Below are 16,728 nucleotides of genomic sequence, written 5' to 3' on the forward strand. Positions count from 1 at the left end.
GAGTTGTCTATGTCCACATTTCTAATTGCAGGTCCACTGATTGTCTTTTTGATCTTCGTGGCACCGCTATGGTTATTCCTACATTACCGCAGCAAGAAGAAATCCAGTAATGGGCTATCGGAAACGGATCTTCAACGCCTGCACAAGCTTTCAGCACAGGCAGAATCGATGCAAGATCGTGTAACAACGCTAGAAAAAATACTGGATGCGGAGTCACCTAACTGGAGACGAAACTATGAGTAGAGATCTGTATCGCGATCCAATTAACGGTAAGTTGTCTGGCGTGTGTGCAGGGTTGGCGAACTATTTCGGCCTTGAAGTCTGGTTGGTTCGCATCATGGTTATCTCTGCTGCACTGCTCGGTGGTAGTTTTTTGGTGTTATTGGCGTATATTGCTTTGACATTTATGCTTGAAAAACAACCACCTCAGTATGTCGATCAAATGAAGGCTAAACAAGAGCATACGCTCAAGCAAAAGCCTTGGGAAAAAGGGCAAACTGCAGAGTCACTATTGAACACTTTAGAGGGTGATTTCCAGAAGTTAGAGACCAGTGTCCGCAACATGGAAGCTTATGTCACATCCGATACGTTTAAAGTGAACCGCGAATTTAAGAATATGTAGCGGCAAAACCTAAAAAATATAAGATGACGGTTTAGGAAAATTTATTCCAAGCCGTTATTTTTTTTAATAATTGTCTCTAAATAAATCTTACGCCGACTGGTAAGATACATGCGATTAATCTATGTTATAAAAATATTTATAGATATGGATGATCACCAATGTATAGAGCCTCCCTTGTCCTATTGACAGCCTTAGCTGGGTTGTCTGGGTGTGGTAAGGAGCTTCCTCCCGTACCTGAACCTGAATCTAGACCCGCCAAACTCTTCACTGTCTCCGTCGGTAACAATGCTTTTGAGCGTAATTTCCCTGCTACAACTGAAGCCGGTGATAGAGCGGTACTCGCATTCCGTGTTCCCGGATTATTACAGAGCATCGACGTGACCGCAGGTCAGCATGTGTCGAAAGGCGATAAACTCGCCATGCTAAACCCTGATGAATATCAACTGCTAGAGAAGCAAGCAAAAGCGAACTTTCAGCTTGCCGATGTTCAGTACCAACGTGCGATCAAACTGCGTAAAGACCGCGTAGTGTCAGAGCAAGATTTCGACCAAGCGAAAGCGAACCATAACTCAGCTCGCGCGATGCTTAATCAAGCGAATGCGAATCTTCGCTACACCACTTTAGTTGCCCCTTATGATGGCACCATTTCCATTATTCCAGCTGAAAATCATGAGTATATTGCCGCTAAAGAAGGCGTCATGAATATTCAAACCAATCAGATTCTTAAAGTCGTTTTCTTATTGCCCGACCAACTTATTACGCGCTTTTCTTCTGGGTTTGAAACCGATGCGACCATGGTATTTGATGCGTTTCCTGAAAACTCCTACGTACTGACGTTCCAAGAGGTTGATACGGAAGCTGACCCTAAAACGGGTTCATATAAAGTCACCATGGTGATGGAAAGACCAACCGATATCGGCATCTTGCCAGGCATGTCTGGTACCGTGAATCTTGTGTCGGCTCAAGCCGCTGCAACCAAAATCCCGACCTCTGCCATGATGACTGATGGCGATGATGTCTCAGTTTGGCGAGTGAACAGTGATGGTATTGTTGAAAAAGTCGCGATCGTGATTGATGAAAAACGTCATATTGTCTCTGGCCTAAACGACGGCGACCGCATCGTAACTTCTGGTGTGAATGGCCTTGAATCCGGCATTAAGGTTCGAGAGTGGATCAAGGAAAGGGGGCTATAACATGAGTGCATTTAAATTAGCGACAGGACTGTCATGTTTAGCTTTACTTACTGCTTGTGGAGAAAAGCCTCAAGTAGAAGCCGAGAACATTCCATTAGTTAAAGCAATTGAGATTTCAGTATTAGATTTCAATGACAAACTCTATTTCCCAGCTGTTGCCAATGCGGCGGAAAAAGCACATCTGAGCTTTCGTGTGGCGGGCGAGATATACAGGCTCGATGTTAAAGAGGGCGAACGAGTTGAAGCTGGGGATGTGATTGCTGAGCTTGACCCTACGGACTATCAATTGGACGTTGATAATGCTCAAGCTCGATATACCGTGGTGAATAGCCAGTTCAGGCGTTCAAAACCGCTAGTGAAAAAGGGCTTACTCGCGAAGTCTCAGTTTGATGAGATTGCCGCTCAACGTCAGATTGCATACGCCGAGTTAGAACTGGCGAAGCTTCGCTTGTCTTTCACTAAGCTCAAAGCTCCCGTTGATGGCATCATTTCCCGTGTCAGTGTCGACCAATTTGAAAACATTCAAGTAGGTCAGCAAATCGTGAATATTCACAGCGTTGAGGATGTTGAGGTCGTGATTCAGCTACCTGATCAAATCTACGTGAATCAACCTAGCGAAACCATCCTTGAAAATGTGACGGCCTTGGTGCGAGTTCCAAGTGGCAATGAGTACCCAGCTGGCATTAAAGAGTTCACAACAGAGCCAGATCCAAGCACCGGAACCTTTACCGTGACCTTGGCACTACCGATGCCCGAAGACGATCTGATTCTGGACGGTATGGCGGTCGACGTTACCTCACATGGTCGAGATATTGGCTTAGAACTGAAAGCCGGTGTTTTAGTGCCTATTGAGGCGGTATTCAATGCTGACGGCGATGAACTGACTCGTAAGAACTCATTCGTTTGGGTCATTAATGACGACAGCACAGTTTCAAAGCAGAAAGTGGTATTAGGCAAAGCCAACCAGAAAACGTTGCAAATAATCAAAGGATTAGATATGGGGCAACATATAGTTGTAGCGGGCGTATCGCGATTGCGAGATGGGATGACAGTGGAAGTATTATCTCAGGAGGCGAACAATGAGTGAAGCAAATAACAAGCCCCAGAATGACGCTCAGCAGGGTGATGACCAGATCACGGGTGTAGCGGCTTACTTTATTCGCAATAAAGTCATCAGTTGGATGCTCTCGTTGATCTTCCTGATTGGGGGTGTTTCTGCCTTCTTTGGTTTGGGGCGTCTAGAAGACCCGGCCTTTACCATCAAAGATGCCATGGTTGTCACCTCTTATCCAGGTGCGACACCTCAGCAAGTAGAAGAGGAAGTAACCTATCCATTAGAGAAAGCAATCCAACAACTCACCTATGTTGATGAGGTTAACTCTATCTCCAGTCGTGGCCTGTCTCAGGTTACGGTAACGATGAAGAACAACTATGGCCCAGACGATCTGCCACAGATTTGGGATGAACTTCGTCGAAAAGTGAATGACTTGAAAGTGTCACTGCCGCCTGGTGTGAACGACCCACAAGTCATTGATGATTTTGGTGATGTTTACGGTATTTTGCTCGCGGTAACCGGTGATGGCTACAGCTACAAAGAGCTGTTGGACTATATCGATTATTTAAGGCGTGAGCTGGAACTGGTTGATGGGGTCAGTAAAGTTTCTGTTTCTGGTCAGCAGCAAGAGCAAGTATTCATCGAAATCTCGATGAAGCGGATCAGCTCTTTGGGTATCTCGCCAAACACGGTATTTAATCTTTTATCGACTCAAAACATTGTTTCCAGTGCGGGTGCGGTGAGAATTGGTGACGAATACATTCGTATCCATCCTACGGGCGAGTTCCAGAACGTAGAGCAATTGGGTGATTTGATCCTAACCGAAGGTGGCGCTCAAGGCCTCATCTACCTAAAAGATGTGGCAGAGGTAACCCGTGGTTATGTTGAAGTACCAACTAACATTATTGGCTACAACGGCAAACTAGCACTTAACCTTGGTGTGTCCTTTGCGCAAGGCGTAAACGTGGTCGCGGTGGGTGAAGCGTTTGACCGCAGACTTGCTGAATTGAAATACCAACAGCCAGTTGGCATCGACATTTCAGAGGTCTATAACCAACCGAAGGAAGTAGATAAATCAGTAAGCGGCTTTGTGGTGAGCTTGGGGCAGGCGGTTGCGATCGTAATCGTGGTGCTGCTGTTCTTCATGGGTCTGCGTTCCGGTCTGTTGATTGGCTTGATACTGCTACTGACCGTGTTTGGTACCTTCATTTTTATGCAGTACTTCAAAATCGATCTACAACGTATCTCACTGGGTGCATTGGTTATAGCACTGGGGATGCTGGTGGATAACGCCATAGTGGTGGTCGAAGGGATATTGATCGGCACGCAGAAGGGGCGAACCCGGATGCAGGCCGCGACTGATATCGTAACTCAGACCAAATGGCCATTGCTCGGTGCAACGGTTATCGCGGTAACGGCATTTGCGCCTATCGGTTTGTCTGAAGACTCGACGGGTGAGTACTGTGGCACCTTGTTCACGGTTCTACTTATCTCGCTAATGTTGAGCTGGTTTACGGCTATCTCAATTACGCCATTCTTTGCCGATATCTTCTTTAAAGGTCAGAAGGTCGATGCAGATAATGAGGGCAAAGATCCGTATAACGGGATGGTCTTTGTTATCTATAAGAACTTTTTAGAGTTCTGTATGAAGCGTGCATGGTTGACGATGGCTGTGTTAGTCATAGGTCTAGGTGCGAGTGTTTACGGTTTTGGTTTCGTAAAACAAGCTTTCTTCCCATCGTCGACAACACCGATGTTCCAAGTCGATGTGTGGATGCCAGAAGGTACCGATATTCGAGCAACCAACACCAAGCTTAAAGTGCTAGAAGGTTGGCTGGCTGAACAGGACGAAGTAGAACATATCACGACGACTGCAGGTAAAGGCTTGCAACGTTTCATGCTAACTTACGCACCTGAGAAAAGTTATAGCGCTTACGGCGAGATAACGGTTCGTGTGAAAAGTTACGAAGTGCTTGAAGGGTTAATGAAGCGCTTCCGTGATCACGTAGATGGTCAGTTCCCTGAGATCGACTACAAGCTAAAACAGATTGAGTTAGGTCCTGGTGGCGGTGCGAAGATTGAGGCTCGTATTGTAGGTTCTGATCCAACGGTATTACGTTCAATCGCAGCACAAGTGATGGATGTAATGCGCGCTGATAGCGGAGCGTTTAACGTCCGCCACAACTGGCGTGAAAGAACTAAGGTACTAGAGCCTCAATTCAACGAAAGCCAAGCTCGTCGTTACGGTATCACTAAGTCTGATGTTGATGATTTCCTCGCGATGTCTTTCTCTGGTAAGTCGATAGGTGTGTACCGTGATGGTACAACGCTGATGCCGATCGTGGCTCGTTTACCAGAAGATGAGCGTGTCGATATTCGTAACATCGAAGGTATGAAGATCTGGAGCCCTGCGTTAAGTGAATACATTCCACTGCAACAAGTGACTTTGGGTTATGAGTTGGAATGGGAAGATCCACTGATCATTCGTAAGAATCGTAAGCGTATGCTGACAGTCATGGCGGATCCTGACCTACTGGGCGAAGAAACCGCTTCTACACTACAGAAGCGCCTACAGCCACAAATAGAAGCGATTGAGATGCCACCGGGTTATTCTCTTGAGTGGGGTGGTGAGTATGAGTCATCTGCGGATGCGCAGGCGTCACTATTCACAACCATGCCTCTTGGCTACTTGTTCATGTTCTTGATCACCGTGTTCCTGTTTAACTCAGTAAAAGAGCCGCTGATCGTATGGTTAACGGTACCACTGGCTTTAATCGGTGTAACGACTGGCTTGTTGGCCTTAAACACCCCGTTTGGCTTTATGGCTCTGTTAGGCTTCTTGAGTCTATCCGGGATGCTTTTGAAGAACGGTATCGTACTGCTTGACCAAATCGAGATTGAGATGAAGTCAGGTAAGGATCCTTATGTTGCTGTTGTTGATGCTGCACTAAGTCGTGTTCGCCCGGTATGTATGGCAGCGATTACGACGATTCTAGGTATGATTCCTTTGTTGCCTGATATTTTCTTCAAGCCAATGGCTGTTACCATTATGTTTGGTTTGGGTTTTGCGACGGTACTGACGCTTATCGTTGTACCGGTACTGTACCGCCTGTTCCATAAAATTGACGTAGCGTAACTCTAATTTACTTTTGAGCTAATGCCCCTAACTGGGGCATTATTTTTATGTACTTTTATACCAATCGTAGTAAATAACTGGTCATCCTAGCTGGTTAAAACGCTCAATAACTGCGTTAGAAATTTTGATTGTAGAATAACTACTTATCGGAAATTTCGGCCTTGTTCTTAAGCCTTTTTCCTGCGCTATTTATGATCACTTACTTACTGTGATTGGTATTACTTAAGTGAGATTATCGAAATGGAAGCGAATACCGTGGAAAGAACCTGTGCATGGGCACTTAAACACGAACTTGAAAGGGAATACCACGATACGGAGTGGGGCGTACCTGTCTACGATGACCAAGTGTTGTTTGAATTCATCACTTTGGAGGGTGCTCAAGCGGGTCTGAGTTGGATTACTATACTGAAAAAACGAGAAGGCTATCGCGCGGCATTTGAGAACTACGACTTACACAAATTAGCCGAGCTCGATGAAGATAATGTACCCAATATCATTGAAAATTTTGATGTGGTTAGGCATAAGGGCAAGATTGCTTCCGTGTACAACAATGCTCGTGCAGCGCTGGAGCTTCAAAAGGAGTTCGGCTCTTTATCAAATGCCTTGTGGCAATTTGTTGATAATAAGGTGATCGATAATCAGTGGACAGAGATGTCACAAGTCCCTGCTTCTACTGAGCAATCTAAAGCCATGAGTAAGTTTTTAAAAAAGAGAGGCTTTAAGTTTGTAGGTGAAACAATCTGTTACGCGTTCATGCAAGCTACCGGTATGGTTAATGACCATATGGTGTGTTGTCCTTACAAATAAAAGTATTATTTAGCGTCGCGAAATAATTGCTCGAAAATTGGAAAATTCACTAGCCATTTATAAACTATTCAATATTATATGCGACCGAGTTTAAAGATAGAAAACGATAGTGAAACAACAAAACTACCAAATATGTGATGCTAGTTATGATCCCTTGCTTAGGCAGTTTGTGCGTGAAGATGGACACGTAGAAACTATCGCGCCACTTGAAGGTAAGGTATTCCTATTCTTGCTTGAAAATGTTGGCGAGTGCATCGAACGAGGTCTGATATTTGATAGATGCTGGGGCAATGTGATTGTCTCGGAACAAGCGCTTACCAATGTAATTTCAAAGATCAGAAAAACACTATCTAGGGTAACCTGTGGCTGCGCAACGATCCGCACTGTCAGTAAAACCGGCTATTCTCTTGAAATCGACGAGTCGAAAAAGACAAGTTCAAAAAAACAAGCTACGCCTCAAGCAGACCTTGGTGAAGCCCAGTCTGCATCTGTGGCGAGTATGATAGCAAAGCCTGCTATTAAAGAAGTGTCGATTGCACCAGCAAATAAACCATCCACGACAAGCCAAGAGCCTGAAGAGAACTCGTCGACTATCACTTCGGACCCTATAACTTCAAATCAAGCGTACGGTTCGGTTGTACCTGGCTTATCAAGTATTACTAGCAATAAACACGCTATTAAAGCTGGTTATATAGTCGCACTTATTTGTGTTCTCGTTACAGCGTTCAACCTATTTCAAACTTACTACAAGCCAACGCCTTACTTTATTGATAAGTCGGAATATCGTGATAGTTACACAGACAATACTAACCACTATTTTTTCCATATTGTTCATGGAGATTCCTATTCGCTACCAGCGATAACAGAAAAGCTGACCAGTGTGATACCTAGTCACTGCAACGTGGATGTGTTTGTTCGTATTTATCCATCTGTCGACCAACCAGAGAGCGATGCTTTGTACATGTTAGTTCAAAGGAAGGATGGCGAGGCTCTCAATTACGGGGCGACGATTTTCAATGTAGAGACGTCTTTTGACTCATTTGCCGCTCATATGGAAAAGAGGAGCTACTTTTGCGATTAATTGGCTTACTCATTTTATTGGTAATAGCTTCGGCGAGCTTTTTTCTAGACCAAAATGCACTGGCGGGCACTCGATGGCATTGTAAAACGCTAAAAACGGATTTCTTATCTCAGGCATATCAACCTTATCAATCGCTTTATGAGCGTATGAGCATTACTTTTCAGTCTGACCAAACTTTTAGCATGAGAGAGTTTGTGGCGATCACTGAGAAAGACGGCACCGAAGGCACAATGGAAAACCTTTATTCTGGTTACTATGGTTTGGACGGGGATCATTTGTCGATGAGCATTATTGACGTGAGAACCGCCACTCCGTTTCATGATCCGATCATTAACCAGGAATACAGTGAGTACAAAGGAGTGACCATTGATTACTCGATTTTAGAGCAGGAGCAGTCCCTATATCTGTTTAATGAACACCGCTCTGAAATCTTTAATTGGACATGCTACCAAGTTCAATAATGAATTACGAAGCACTGTGCGTTAGTTGTGGAGTTATAGGCTGCTGATGCGCGGAACTGAAAAAGGCAGGAATATCCTGCCTTTTTTGTATGTTGAATATACCGTTTCTAGCTAAACTAGAGCGCTGTAGCGATCCAACCCTGCCTCTAGATCTGCAATCAAATCATCAACATCTTCTAAGCCGATATGTACGCGAATTAAAGTACCGTCGAAGCTTGGATTCGCTACTGTTCTTAGGCTGTTAAAGCTGCTCGGCTCGTTCGCTAGAATTAAGCTCTCAAATCCACCCCATGAGTAACCCATGCTGAAGTGTTTCATACCATCAAGCAGCGCTGTGGTTGCTTGTGTATTCGTATTCTTTAGCACAAACGAGAACAGGCCATTACCACCGGTGAAGTCTCGTTTAAAGAATTCATGACCTGGGCATGATTCAAGAGCTGGGTGACGAACGTGGTCTACTTCAGGTCGAGTTTCTAACCACTTCGCGACTTTTAAACTGCTTTCCGCATGTTGGCGTAGTCGCACATCTAAGGTACGAATGCCGCGCAGGCCAAGGTAAGCGTCATCTGGTGAAACACATTGGCCCATTAAGTAGCTTTGTTCTCTTAATTGATCCCAGCACTTCTCGTTGGCAACGGCAGTACCTAACATCACATCAGAGTGACCGACGATGTATTTAGTCGCCGCTTGAATTGAGATATCAACACCAAAATCAAATGGAGAGAAATTAACACCAGCAGCCCACGTGTTGTCTAACATCACGATGATGTCATGCTCGTGAGCAATACGCGCGAGTGTAGGGACATCCTGAACTTCCATGGTGATTGAACCCGGAGACTCGGTAAATAACACCTTGGTATTTGGCTTGATAAGCTCTTTGATGCCTTCGCCAATTGTTGGTTCGTAGTAGGTGGTTTCTACGCCCATCTTTTTCATGATGGTGTCACAGAAATCGCGAGTTGGCTCGTAGCAAGTGTCAACCATCAGAATATGGTCGCCTGTTTCTACAAAAGAAAGGATCGCATTAGAGATAGCTGCCGTTCCACAAGGGTAGAGTGCACAGCCTGCGCCGCCTTCCACTTCAACCATCGCATCTTGGAAGGCAAAATGAGTGTTAGTTCCACGACGTCCGTAAAAAAGGGTCTTGTTAGCGCGGTTAATCGTAGCTTTACGCTTCTCTTCTACTGAGTTAAATACGACAGTTGAAGCGCGTTGTACTGGTGGGTTAACAACACCATTGGTCCACTTCTTATCACGACCGGCTGTGATCAGTTTAGTGGTTTTGTTCTCGGACATGCTGTGAATTCCTTATCAATCGGTTATGTCCTATTTAAAACATGCCAAGAGTATTCAAAGCAAGAGCGGAGCGGGGTTTTTTACGCTTTTCTTACGATTTTTAATCTTTCACTCAGTAAAGAGCGAAAGATTAAAATGATCGATGGGGAAACGGCGAGCTATTACAGCTCACCGCTTAAATTACAGAAGAGGATTGAATAGATAGAACAGTCTTTCAAAGAAGCGGTTGCGTAAACTTCTTTGCTCCCATTGCTCTAACTCAACTGAGTGGGATGAATCGATGTAAGATTTCTGCAGTTCAGAGAGGTTCTGAGTGAAATGTACATCATCCACCGCGAGCGTCACTTCGAAGTTGAGCCATAAACTGCGCATGTCGATATTGACCGTTCCAATCAAGCAGAACTCTTCATCAATGACTACTGACTTGGTATGAAGAAGGCCACCATAGAATTCGTAGATTTTAACTCCGGCTTCGAGCAATTCGGTATAGAAAGCGCGAGAGGCCCATTTCACCATTAACGAATCATTGTTATGAGGAATGATGAGTTCGACTTTGACACCGCGTTGAGCCGTCATCTTAAGTGTTTCTAATAAGTCCGCACTCGGCACAAAATAAGGGGTCGTAATACGCACGGTATGGTTAGCCTGATTAATCGCAATAGTCAGAACCTGTAGGATCAAATATTCCGGCATACCTGGGCCCGACGGTACCACTTGTACGGGATGATGCGTCACCGCTTCTTCTACTGAACATTCAGGCAGTTCAGGTAGAATGCGGTCTCCGGTTTCTACTTCCCAGTCCCAACCATGGATTGCAGAGAGTACGTTAACGGTTGGGCCTGTCACACGGACCATGACATCGATCCACTGACCCACTCCTGAGCTTTGTTTGAAATGAGCAGGGTCGACCATGTTCATCGAGCCTGTGTAGGCAATAGTCTCATCTATCACGATGATCTTACGGTGTTGCCTTAGATCAAGGCGTCGCAAGAAAATACGCCAAGGGCTTACTTCCAGCGCTTGTACAACCTGCACACCGGCATCTTCCATCATTGGTAGCCAATGGCTTTTGAAAAAGCGTGGACTACCCGCTGAATCGAGCAAAACTTTAACATCTACGCCGCGTTTTGCTGCGCCAATCAGAGCAGAGGCAACCGAGTCTGTTAGGCCACCTGGGTGCCAAATATAGAAAACCATCTTAATACTGGTTTGGGCATTTTCTATATCTTCAATAATTGCGTGTAGGATCTCGTTTGTTGAAGATTGTAGAGATAGAGTGTTTCCACTGAGCGCAGGAATGCCCATTCGATTGTTACAAAGCTCGTCAATCTTATGGATAGGTGAGCCGACTTTCCCTGGTTGGTGAAGTTGGCAATCGTTCAATTGACGGAACCAATCACCAAAGGGAGTAAACATGCGATGTGCACGTTCAGCCCTTTTTCTACCGAGGTTCAGCTCGCCAAAAAGGAAGTAACAAGCCACACCTACAATTGGAATAATGTAGATAACCATTAGCCAAGCGAGAGAAACGCTGACAGAGCGTCGTTTTAGTACAACACGCAGTGTTACACCGGCTACAAGGACCCAGTACAAAGCGACAGAGGCTAAAGTTAAAAAATGGTAGAGCTTTTCCACATTGAATACTCGAAAAAAGAGACACTTAGATAGTAATGCTATTTTGTGGATATGGGAATTTAAGGAATCAACTATTTACAAATTAGAGCAAAAGCTGTAGGCAGGTTATAGTTGTTAAGTTTTGGTTAACTTAAGACGAAAACGATTGTTTTGTATGAAAAGGCGGCATTTAACCATAAAAATTTACATTGGTAACGAAATATGTACGGTTCGGACTTCCAATTTTATTCTTAAACTGGTTTACTTGCTATACAAAGAGCGTCAATCAAATCTTCTAAGTGTGTAAATTCGTTTTTACACCTTATCTTTTAAAGACGCCACCCAAAGCAAAACACAACATCACACAACACAAATTTTGGAGTAAACGTGGCTACTAGTAATACAACCACAACACCCCGTGATACCTGGGGTTCGAAGTTAGGATTCGTAATGGCTGCAGCAGGTTCTGCTGTTGGCTTAGGTAACATTTGGAAATTCCCATACACAGCAGGCGAGAGTGGCGGTGGTGCATTCGTTGCAATTTACCTGTTTTTCGTAATTTTCATCGGTTTCAGTGTAATGCTGACTGAATTTGCTATTGGCCGTCATACGCAAAAATCAGCAGTAGGTGCATTTAAATCAACTGACCGTCGTTGGACGTTCGCTGGTGTTATTGGCGTAGTAAGTGGTCTACTTATCATGGGTTTCTACCCTGTAGTAGGCGGCTGGTCTATCGCATACATCGGTAAGATTGCTGGTGGTCTTCTAGACGCACCTGAAGCAATCGGTGACAGCTTCGGTGGTTTCATCTCTAACCCAGTTCAACCACTAATGTGGATGGGTCTATACCTACTTCTTAACGTTGTTATCGTTATGAAAGGTATCTCGGGCGGTATCGAGAAAGCGGGTAAGGTTTTAATGCCACTGCTATTCCTGATCCTTATCGTGGTATCGATCAAAGGTCTGACTCTTCCAGGTTCTATGGCAGGTCTTGAGTTCCTATTCAGCCCTGACTTCTCTAAGGTAGACAGCAACGTAATTCTAGCTGCACTTGGCCAAGCATTCTTCTCACTATCTTTAGGTATGGGTTGTATGTTGACTTACGGTTCTTACCTTAAGAAGAAAGAAAACCTAGTTCAAACTACCGCTATGGTTACAGCAATGGATACAGGTGTTGCTATCCTAGCTGGTGTTGCAATGTTCCCAGCGATGTTCGCATTCGGTATGGAACCAGCAGCAGGTCCAGGTCTAGTATTCGTTGTTGTTCCTCAGCTATTTGCTGAAATGGGCGGCGTAATTGGTCTTCTATTCGCACTTATGTTCTTCATCGGTCTAAGTGTTGCAGCTCTAACATCTTCTGTTTCTCTACTAGAGGTTGTGGTTTCTTACCTAATCGACGAGAAAGGCATGAAGCGTGTAACAGCAGTACTGTCTGCAAGTGTGGTAATGGCTGCGCTATGTATCTTCGCTTCTCTATCTCTAGGTGGCGTTGGTCCAACACTATTCGACACGGGCGCATTTGATATCTTCGACCTACTGACAGATAAGATCTTCCTAGCTGTTGGCGGTATGTTGGTATGTATCTTCGCTGGTTGGAGACTAAACCGAGCAGACCTAGAAAAAGAAATCACTAACGACGGTGAAGTATCTTTCCCACTATTCGGTCTATGGTACACACTAGTTAAGTACATCATCCCAGTAGCTATCGCAATCGTTGCATTCATGGGTATCTCTTCTGGCTTCGACAGCGGTAAAGGTGCAATCATGCTACTAGGTATTGGTATTATTGCTGGCTCTGCGCTTATCTCTAAGAAGCTATAATCGCAAGCTAAGTAAATAACGAAAAAACGGGAGCAATGGCTCCCGTTTTTTTGTACCTGTAACTTAATAATCGATAAAAAATAATCGTTGGTATTCACTAAAGTTATCCTTCTGGTAGACGATATATTAAATGTTAAGGCTGTATAAGCTGTCGTTTATTTAGGTAGGTGTTGTGTGAAATTGTCAGTGAGAAAGAAACTGTATGCCGGTTTTGGTTCAATTTTGGCGGTGCTTGTTACCTTAGTTACCATCGTCTGGTTTGAAGTCATTGATGCCCATAAAAGCGCAGATGAAATTAGAATGGACGATGTTCCGGGGACTGTTACCTATCTTGTACTGATTGATGAAGCGGGTGATGTATACCGAGATGCGCTGGGTGCAATTACTCAGGTTGATAACGCTTTGAATGACTACCGCACTAATAAGAGCGAGCTCGCTCAGGCTATTGAACAGGCAAAACGTTTGGAAAGCAGAGGCTCTGAAGATCATCGCCGTATTCTGCGTATTGAAGAGTTAATGGGACGCTTCACCCAAGAGTTTGAATCTAAGCTTGTGCCTAAGATCAATGATCAGTCTGAGCTATTAGCCAACATTCAACAGCTGCGTTCTCTATACGAGACCAACTTGATACCCATTGAAAACTTACTGGATCAAGCATCTGCAAGTGAGCGAGCGGATACCGAGCAGTCGTTACTGATACTCACCGATACATTTACTACTATTGAACGCACTATTATGGTGTTGTCTGCGATTGCTATCGTCTTCGGTTGTGTGATCGCGTATATGTTGTCGAGTTCTATCACTAACCGTCTGACTCGTGTTGAACAAGTGGCACGCCGCGTGGCAAATGGTGATTTAACGGCAGGTGACATTACCGATGAATCTGGTGATGAACTTGCTGATCTTGCTGGCTCGATTAACCAGATGCAGAAGTCGTTAGTGGACTTACTCGGCTCTATTTCTTCTGTGACACACGAAGTTCAATCTGTTACGGGCGAACTATCTTCTATTAGCCAAGACATCGTCACGGGAGCTTCCGCTCAAGCTGACAAAGCGAACTTGATTGCAACGGCTTCTGAAGAGTTAAGCTTGACCATTTCAGAAGTGGCACAGCAGGGTACGTCTACTTATGAAGAAGCCCGCCGCTCTGAAACGTCTGCAGAAGATGGGCGTAATGTGATTGTCGAAATGGTGGCGAGTATTCAACAGGTGTCGACTCAAATGAGTGATATGTCACTGCAAATGAATACTTTGGGCTCTCATGGTGAGCAGATTGGTAGCGTTATCAAAGTTATCGAAGACATTGCTGAGCAAACGAACCTATTGGCTCTGAATGCGGCGATTGAGGCGGCACGTGCGGGTGAGTTTGGTCGTGGTTTTGCTGTGGTTGCCGATGAAGTGCGGGCGCTAGCTGAGAGAACAACCAAAGCGACACAAGAAGTGTCTGGCATTATCCAATCGATTCAGTCTGGTACTCAAGAAGCGGTGACTTATACCCAAGATAACTGCCGTTTGGTCGAGATTGGTGTTGAGCAAAGCTCTGGTGCGGTTTCTGCTTTAGAAGCGATTGTAAGCGGTGCGGGCAACGTGCAAAGTATGGTTAACTCAATTGCGACCGCAGCAGAAGAGCAGACCGCTGTGACCAAAGAAATTGCTGCAGACATTACGGCGATCAGCGATATCTCTGAGCAATCCATGCAACTAGCAACACGCAGCTCAGAAAACACTTTAGGTTTGAACGGTAAGGTTGCGGAGCTAGAAGCTTTGGTTGGTAAGTTCAAGCTCGCTTAGTTTCTATTGATAGGGGTTAAAACCTACCCTTAAATGCAGACAGCGAGAAACAAGCCCAACGATTCAATGTTTATTGAGTGAGTTGAGCTTTTTCGTGGCTGGCATCTGGTTTCAGACAGGGTATACTCCACCTTCTATAACGGAGCTAGCCTTTACATGTTCGATATTCTTCTCAATCACTCTGATTTTTTACTCATCAATAAGCACCCTGGAGTCAGCGTCCACAAAGACGACGGCGATACCATGCTGCTTCAAGAAGTCGCTAAGGCAATCAATGAGCCTAAGCTGTATCTCGTTCATCGTCTCGATAAAATGACTTCAGGTATTCTGTTATTAGCCAAGAGTGCATCAGCAGCGAGTGAGCTTTCACAGCTATTTGCTGAGCGCGAAGTGGAGAAGTACTACTTGGCGATTGGTTCTAAGAAGCCGAAGAAAAAGCAGGGTTTGATTTCTGGGGATATGGAGCGTTCACGACGCTCTAGCTGGAAACTCTTAACAACCAAAGAAAACCCAGCGATAACTCAATTTCTATCAGCAGCGGCTGAACCTGGTGAGCGACTTCTTTTATGTAAACCCTTTACAGGGCGCACGCACCAGATCCGCGTGGCGATGAAGTCGATAGGCTCAGCCATCGTTGGTGACCCAATTTATAATCCATCGAGTGAGGCTGACAGAGGTTATCTGCACGCCTTCGCGATTCGATTTACCTATCAATCACAAGCCTACCAATTTGTCTGTGACCCAAGGAGCCTAGACTCTTTAGGCGAGAAGTGGCACCAAGAAACCGTATCTAACGGTTTGGACGGTTGGCTTGAACCTTGGTCATTAAGTTGGCCAAAGCTAAATACTAAGTGAGTGAAATAATGGAAGCATCTGCTTTACCGGTATTTTTTGAACATATCGAACAACAGCTAAACGAAGTACCTAACGAGCTACGTCGTATTTTTCATGGTCGTGGTAAGTTTTGGCCAGGCCTAGAACAGATCACATGTGATTGGGTCGATGGCCAATTATTGGTGAATGTGTTTAAAGAGGTTGATGACGCGTTTTTGTCATCGCTTAAAGATGGCTTGTTAGCGTTGACCAGCAAAGATATCTGGCAAACCAAGCAAGGCACAAGCATCGTGCTTCAACACCGTTATGCTGACGGCGCACCTTCGGAAGTATTATGGGGTGAGCTCAACGACTCCCCAGTAGTTGTTGAGCATGGTCTTAAGTATCAGTTAGACATTGGTCGCAACCAGAACTTTGGTCTGTTCCTAGACATGCGTAATGGCCGTCAATGGGTGCAAGACAATGCCAAGGGCAAGAACGTACTTAACTTGTTCGCATACACTTGTGGCTTCTCTGTGGCAGCTATTGCGGGTGGCGCTCGTCAATGCTTGAACGTTGATATGTCACGAGGCTCACTAAACAAAGGTCGTGATAACCACCGTTTGAATGAGCATGACATGCGTTCGGTGAATTTCCTTGGTTACGACATCTTTAAGTCGTGGGGAAAAATCAAGAAGGGTGGTCCTTATGAGTTGGTGATTATCGACCCACCTTCGTTCCAAAAAGGCAGCTTCGCCCTAACTAAAGACTACAAAAAGATCTTACGTCGTTTGCCGGAGCTTCTAACGGAAGGCGGTGAAGTGATCGCATGTGTTAACTCACCGGCAGTGTCACTTAACTTCCTTATCGAGACGATGGCAGAAGAAGCGCCAAACGTTGAGTTTATTGAACGCCTAGACAACCCACCTGAGTTTGTGGATGTTGACCTTGATTCAAGTCTGAAGGTACTGAGATTTAAGATTAGCGCTTCTACTGACGCTTAATTGATTCTAAACATCAGTTAGAAAAACGCCGCTCA

Annotated in this window: 14 protein-coding genes; 12 read left to right on the forward strand and 2 right to left on the reverse strand. The window is 44.9% G+C overall.

Annotated elements, in window-relative coordinates:
• Positions 1 to 9: 9 nt before the first annotated feature.
• From pspB to OCV52_RS05610, 8 genes are all read left to right on the forward strand, one after another.
• Positions 10 to 243: an envelope stress response membrane protein PspB gene (gene pspB / locus OCV52_RS05575; protein WP_004742066.1), complete on the forward strand. Its 234-nt coding sequence runs from the start codon at positions 10 to 12 to the stop codon at positions 241 to 243.
• Positions 236 to 622 carry an envelope stress response membrane protein PspC gene (pspC, locus tag OCV52_RS05580; RefSeq protein WP_008222647.1) on the forward strand — a complete coding sequence of 129 codons (387 nt, stop codon included), beginning with the start codon at positions 236 to 238 and terminating at the stop codon, positions 620 to 622. Before pspB ends, pspC begins: the two co-directional genes overlap by 8 nt.
• A gap of 158 nt (positions 623 to 780) precedes the next feature.
• Complete coding sequence (locus tag OCV52_RS05585; protein WP_004742069.1) at positions 781 to 1,815, forward strand: efflux RND transporter periplasmic adaptor subunit; 1,035 nt, start codon at positions 781 to 783, stop codon at positions 1,813 to 1,815.
• A 1-nt stretch (position 1,816) separates the two neighbouring features.
• On the forward strand, positions 1,817 to 2,902 hold the full coding sequence (locus OCV52_RS05590) for an efflux RND transporter periplasmic adaptor subunit (RefSeq protein WP_137407792.1): 1,086 nt from the start codon (positions 1,817 to 1,819) through the stop codon (positions 2,900 to 2,902).
• Positions 2,895 to 6,005 (forward strand): efflux RND transporter permease subunit, encoded by a 3,111-nt coding sequence (locus tag OCV52_RS05595; protein ID WP_137407791.1) that lies wholly within the window; start codon positions 2,895 to 2,897, stop codon positions 6,003 to 6,005. The genes OCV52_RS05590 and OCV52_RS05595 overlap by 8 nt, the downstream gene beginning before the upstream one ends.
• A gap of 240 nt (positions 6,006 to 6,245) precedes the next feature.
• Positions 6,246 to 6,812, forward strand: coding sequence for a DNA-3-methyladenine glycosylase I (locus OCV52_RS05600; RefSeq protein ID WP_137407790.1), 567 nt, complete (start codon positions 6,246 to 6,248; stop codon positions 6,810 to 6,812).
• A gap of 109 nt (positions 6,813 to 6,921) precedes the next feature.
• Positions 6,922 to 7,893 (forward strand): winged helix-turn-helix domain-containing protein, encoded by a 972-nt coding sequence (locus tag OCV52_RS05605; RefSeq protein ID WP_137407789.1) that lies wholly within the window; start codon positions 6,922 to 6,924, stop codon positions 7,891 to 7,893.
• A complete protein-coding gene (locus OCV52_RS05610; RefSeq protein WP_137407788.1) occupies positions 7,884 to 8,354 on the forward strand; it encodes a hypothetical protein in 471 nt (156 codons plus the stop codon). Before OCV52_RS05605 ends, OCV52_RS05610 begins: the two co-directional genes overlap by 10 nt.
• Before the next feature lie 111 nt (positions 8,355 to 8,465).
• Here the strand turns inward: OCV52_RS05610 and OCV52_RS05615 are convergent, their stop codons facing one another.
• Both OCV52_RS05615 and cls read right to left on the reverse strand, forming a co-directional pair.
• Complete coding sequence (locus OCV52_RS05615) at positions 8,466 to 9,650, reverse strand: cystathionine beta-lyase (RefSeq protein WP_137407787.1); 1,185 nt, start codon at positions 9,648 to 9,650, stop codon at positions 8,466 to 8,468.
• 180 nt (positions 9,651 to 9,830) lie between these two features.
• The gene (gene cls / locus OCV52_RS05620) at positions 9,831 to 11,285 is read right to left on the reverse strand and encodes a cardiolipin synthase (protein ID WP_137407786.1); all 1,455 of its coding nucleotides are present in this window, start codon (positions 11,283 to 11,285) and stop codon (positions 9,831 to 9,833) included.
• Positions 11,286 to 11,651: 366 nt separating this feature from the next.
• Here cls and OCV52_RS05625 point away from each other — a divergent pair, with 366 nt between their 5' ends.
• The 4 genes from OCV52_RS05625 to OCV52_RS05640 all read left to right on the forward strand — a co-directional run bounded on the left by OCV52_RS05625 (position 11,652) and on the right by OCV52_RS05640 (position 16,693).
• On the forward strand, positions 11,652 to 13,085 hold the full coding sequence (locus OCV52_RS05625) for a sodium-dependent transporter (protein WP_105059285.1): 1,434 nt from the start codon (positions 11,652 to 11,654) through the stop codon (positions 13,083 to 13,085).
• Between the two features lie 174 nt (positions 13,086 to 13,259).
• Positions 13,260 to 14,876, forward strand: a complete 1,617-nt coding sequence (locus tag OCV52_RS05630) for a methyl-accepting chemotaxis protein (RefSeq protein WP_137407785.1) — start codon at positions 13,260 to 13,262, stop codon at positions 14,874 to 14,876.
• A gap of 156 nt (positions 14,877 to 15,032) precedes the next feature.
• Positions 15,033 to 15,731, forward strand: coding sequence for a TIGR01621 family pseudouridine synthase (locus OCV52_RS05635; RefSeq protein ID WP_137407784.1), 699 nt, complete (start codon positions 15,033 to 15,035; stop codon positions 15,729 to 15,731).
• Positions 15,732 to 15,739: 8 nt separating this feature from the next.
• On the forward strand, positions 15,740 to 16,693 hold the full coding sequence (locus OCV52_RS05640) for a class I SAM-dependent methyltransferase (protein WP_137407783.1): 954 nt from the start codon (positions 15,740 to 15,742) through the stop codon (positions 16,691 to 16,693).
• Positions 16,694 to 16,728: the final 35 nt, after the last annotated feature.

The sequence above is a fragment of the Vibrio chagasii genome (assembly GCF_024347355.1).
Taxonomy (GTDB): domain Bacteria; phylum Pseudomonadota; class Gammaproteobacteria; order Enterobacterales; family Vibrionaceae; genus Vibrio; species Vibrio chagasii.

Bases quoted from the DNA above. Each gene is read 5' to 3' on its own strand.
- pspC (WP_008222647.1), top strand. From the start codon at position 236: ATGAGTAGAGATCTGTATCGCGATCCAATTAACGGTAAGTTGTCTGGC.
- OCV52_RS05590 (WP_137407792.1), top strand. From the start codon at position 1,817: ATGAGTGCATTTAAATTAGCGACAGGACTGTCATGTTTAGCTTTACTT.
- OCV52_RS05585 (WP_004742069.1), top strand. From the start codon at position 781: ATGTATAGAGCCTCCCTTGTCCTATTGACAGCCTTAGCTGGGTTGTCT.
- OCV52_RS05600 (WP_137407790.1), top strand. From the start codon at position 6,246: ATGGAAGCGAATACCGTGGAAAGAACCTGTGCATGGGCACTTAAACAC.
- OCV52_RS05615 (WP_137407787.1), bottom strand. From the start codon at position 9,650: ATGTCCGAGAACAAAACCACTAAACTGATCACAGCCGGTCGTGATAAG.
- OCV52_RS05640 (WP_137407783.1), top strand. From the start codon at position 15,740: ATGGAAGCATCTGCTTTACCGGTATTTTTTGAACATATCGAACAACAG.
- OCV52_RS05635 (WP_137407784.1), top strand. From the start codon at position 15,033: ATGTTCGATATTCTTCTCAATCACTCTGATTTTTTACTCATCAATAAG.
- pspB (WP_004742066.1), top strand. From the start codon at position 10: ATGTCCACATTTCTAATTGCAGGTCCACTGATTGTCTTTTTGATCTTC.
- OCV52_RS05595 (WP_137407791.1), top strand. From the start codon at position 2,895: ATGAGTGAAGCAAATAACAAGCCCCAGAATGACGCTCAGCAGGGTGAT.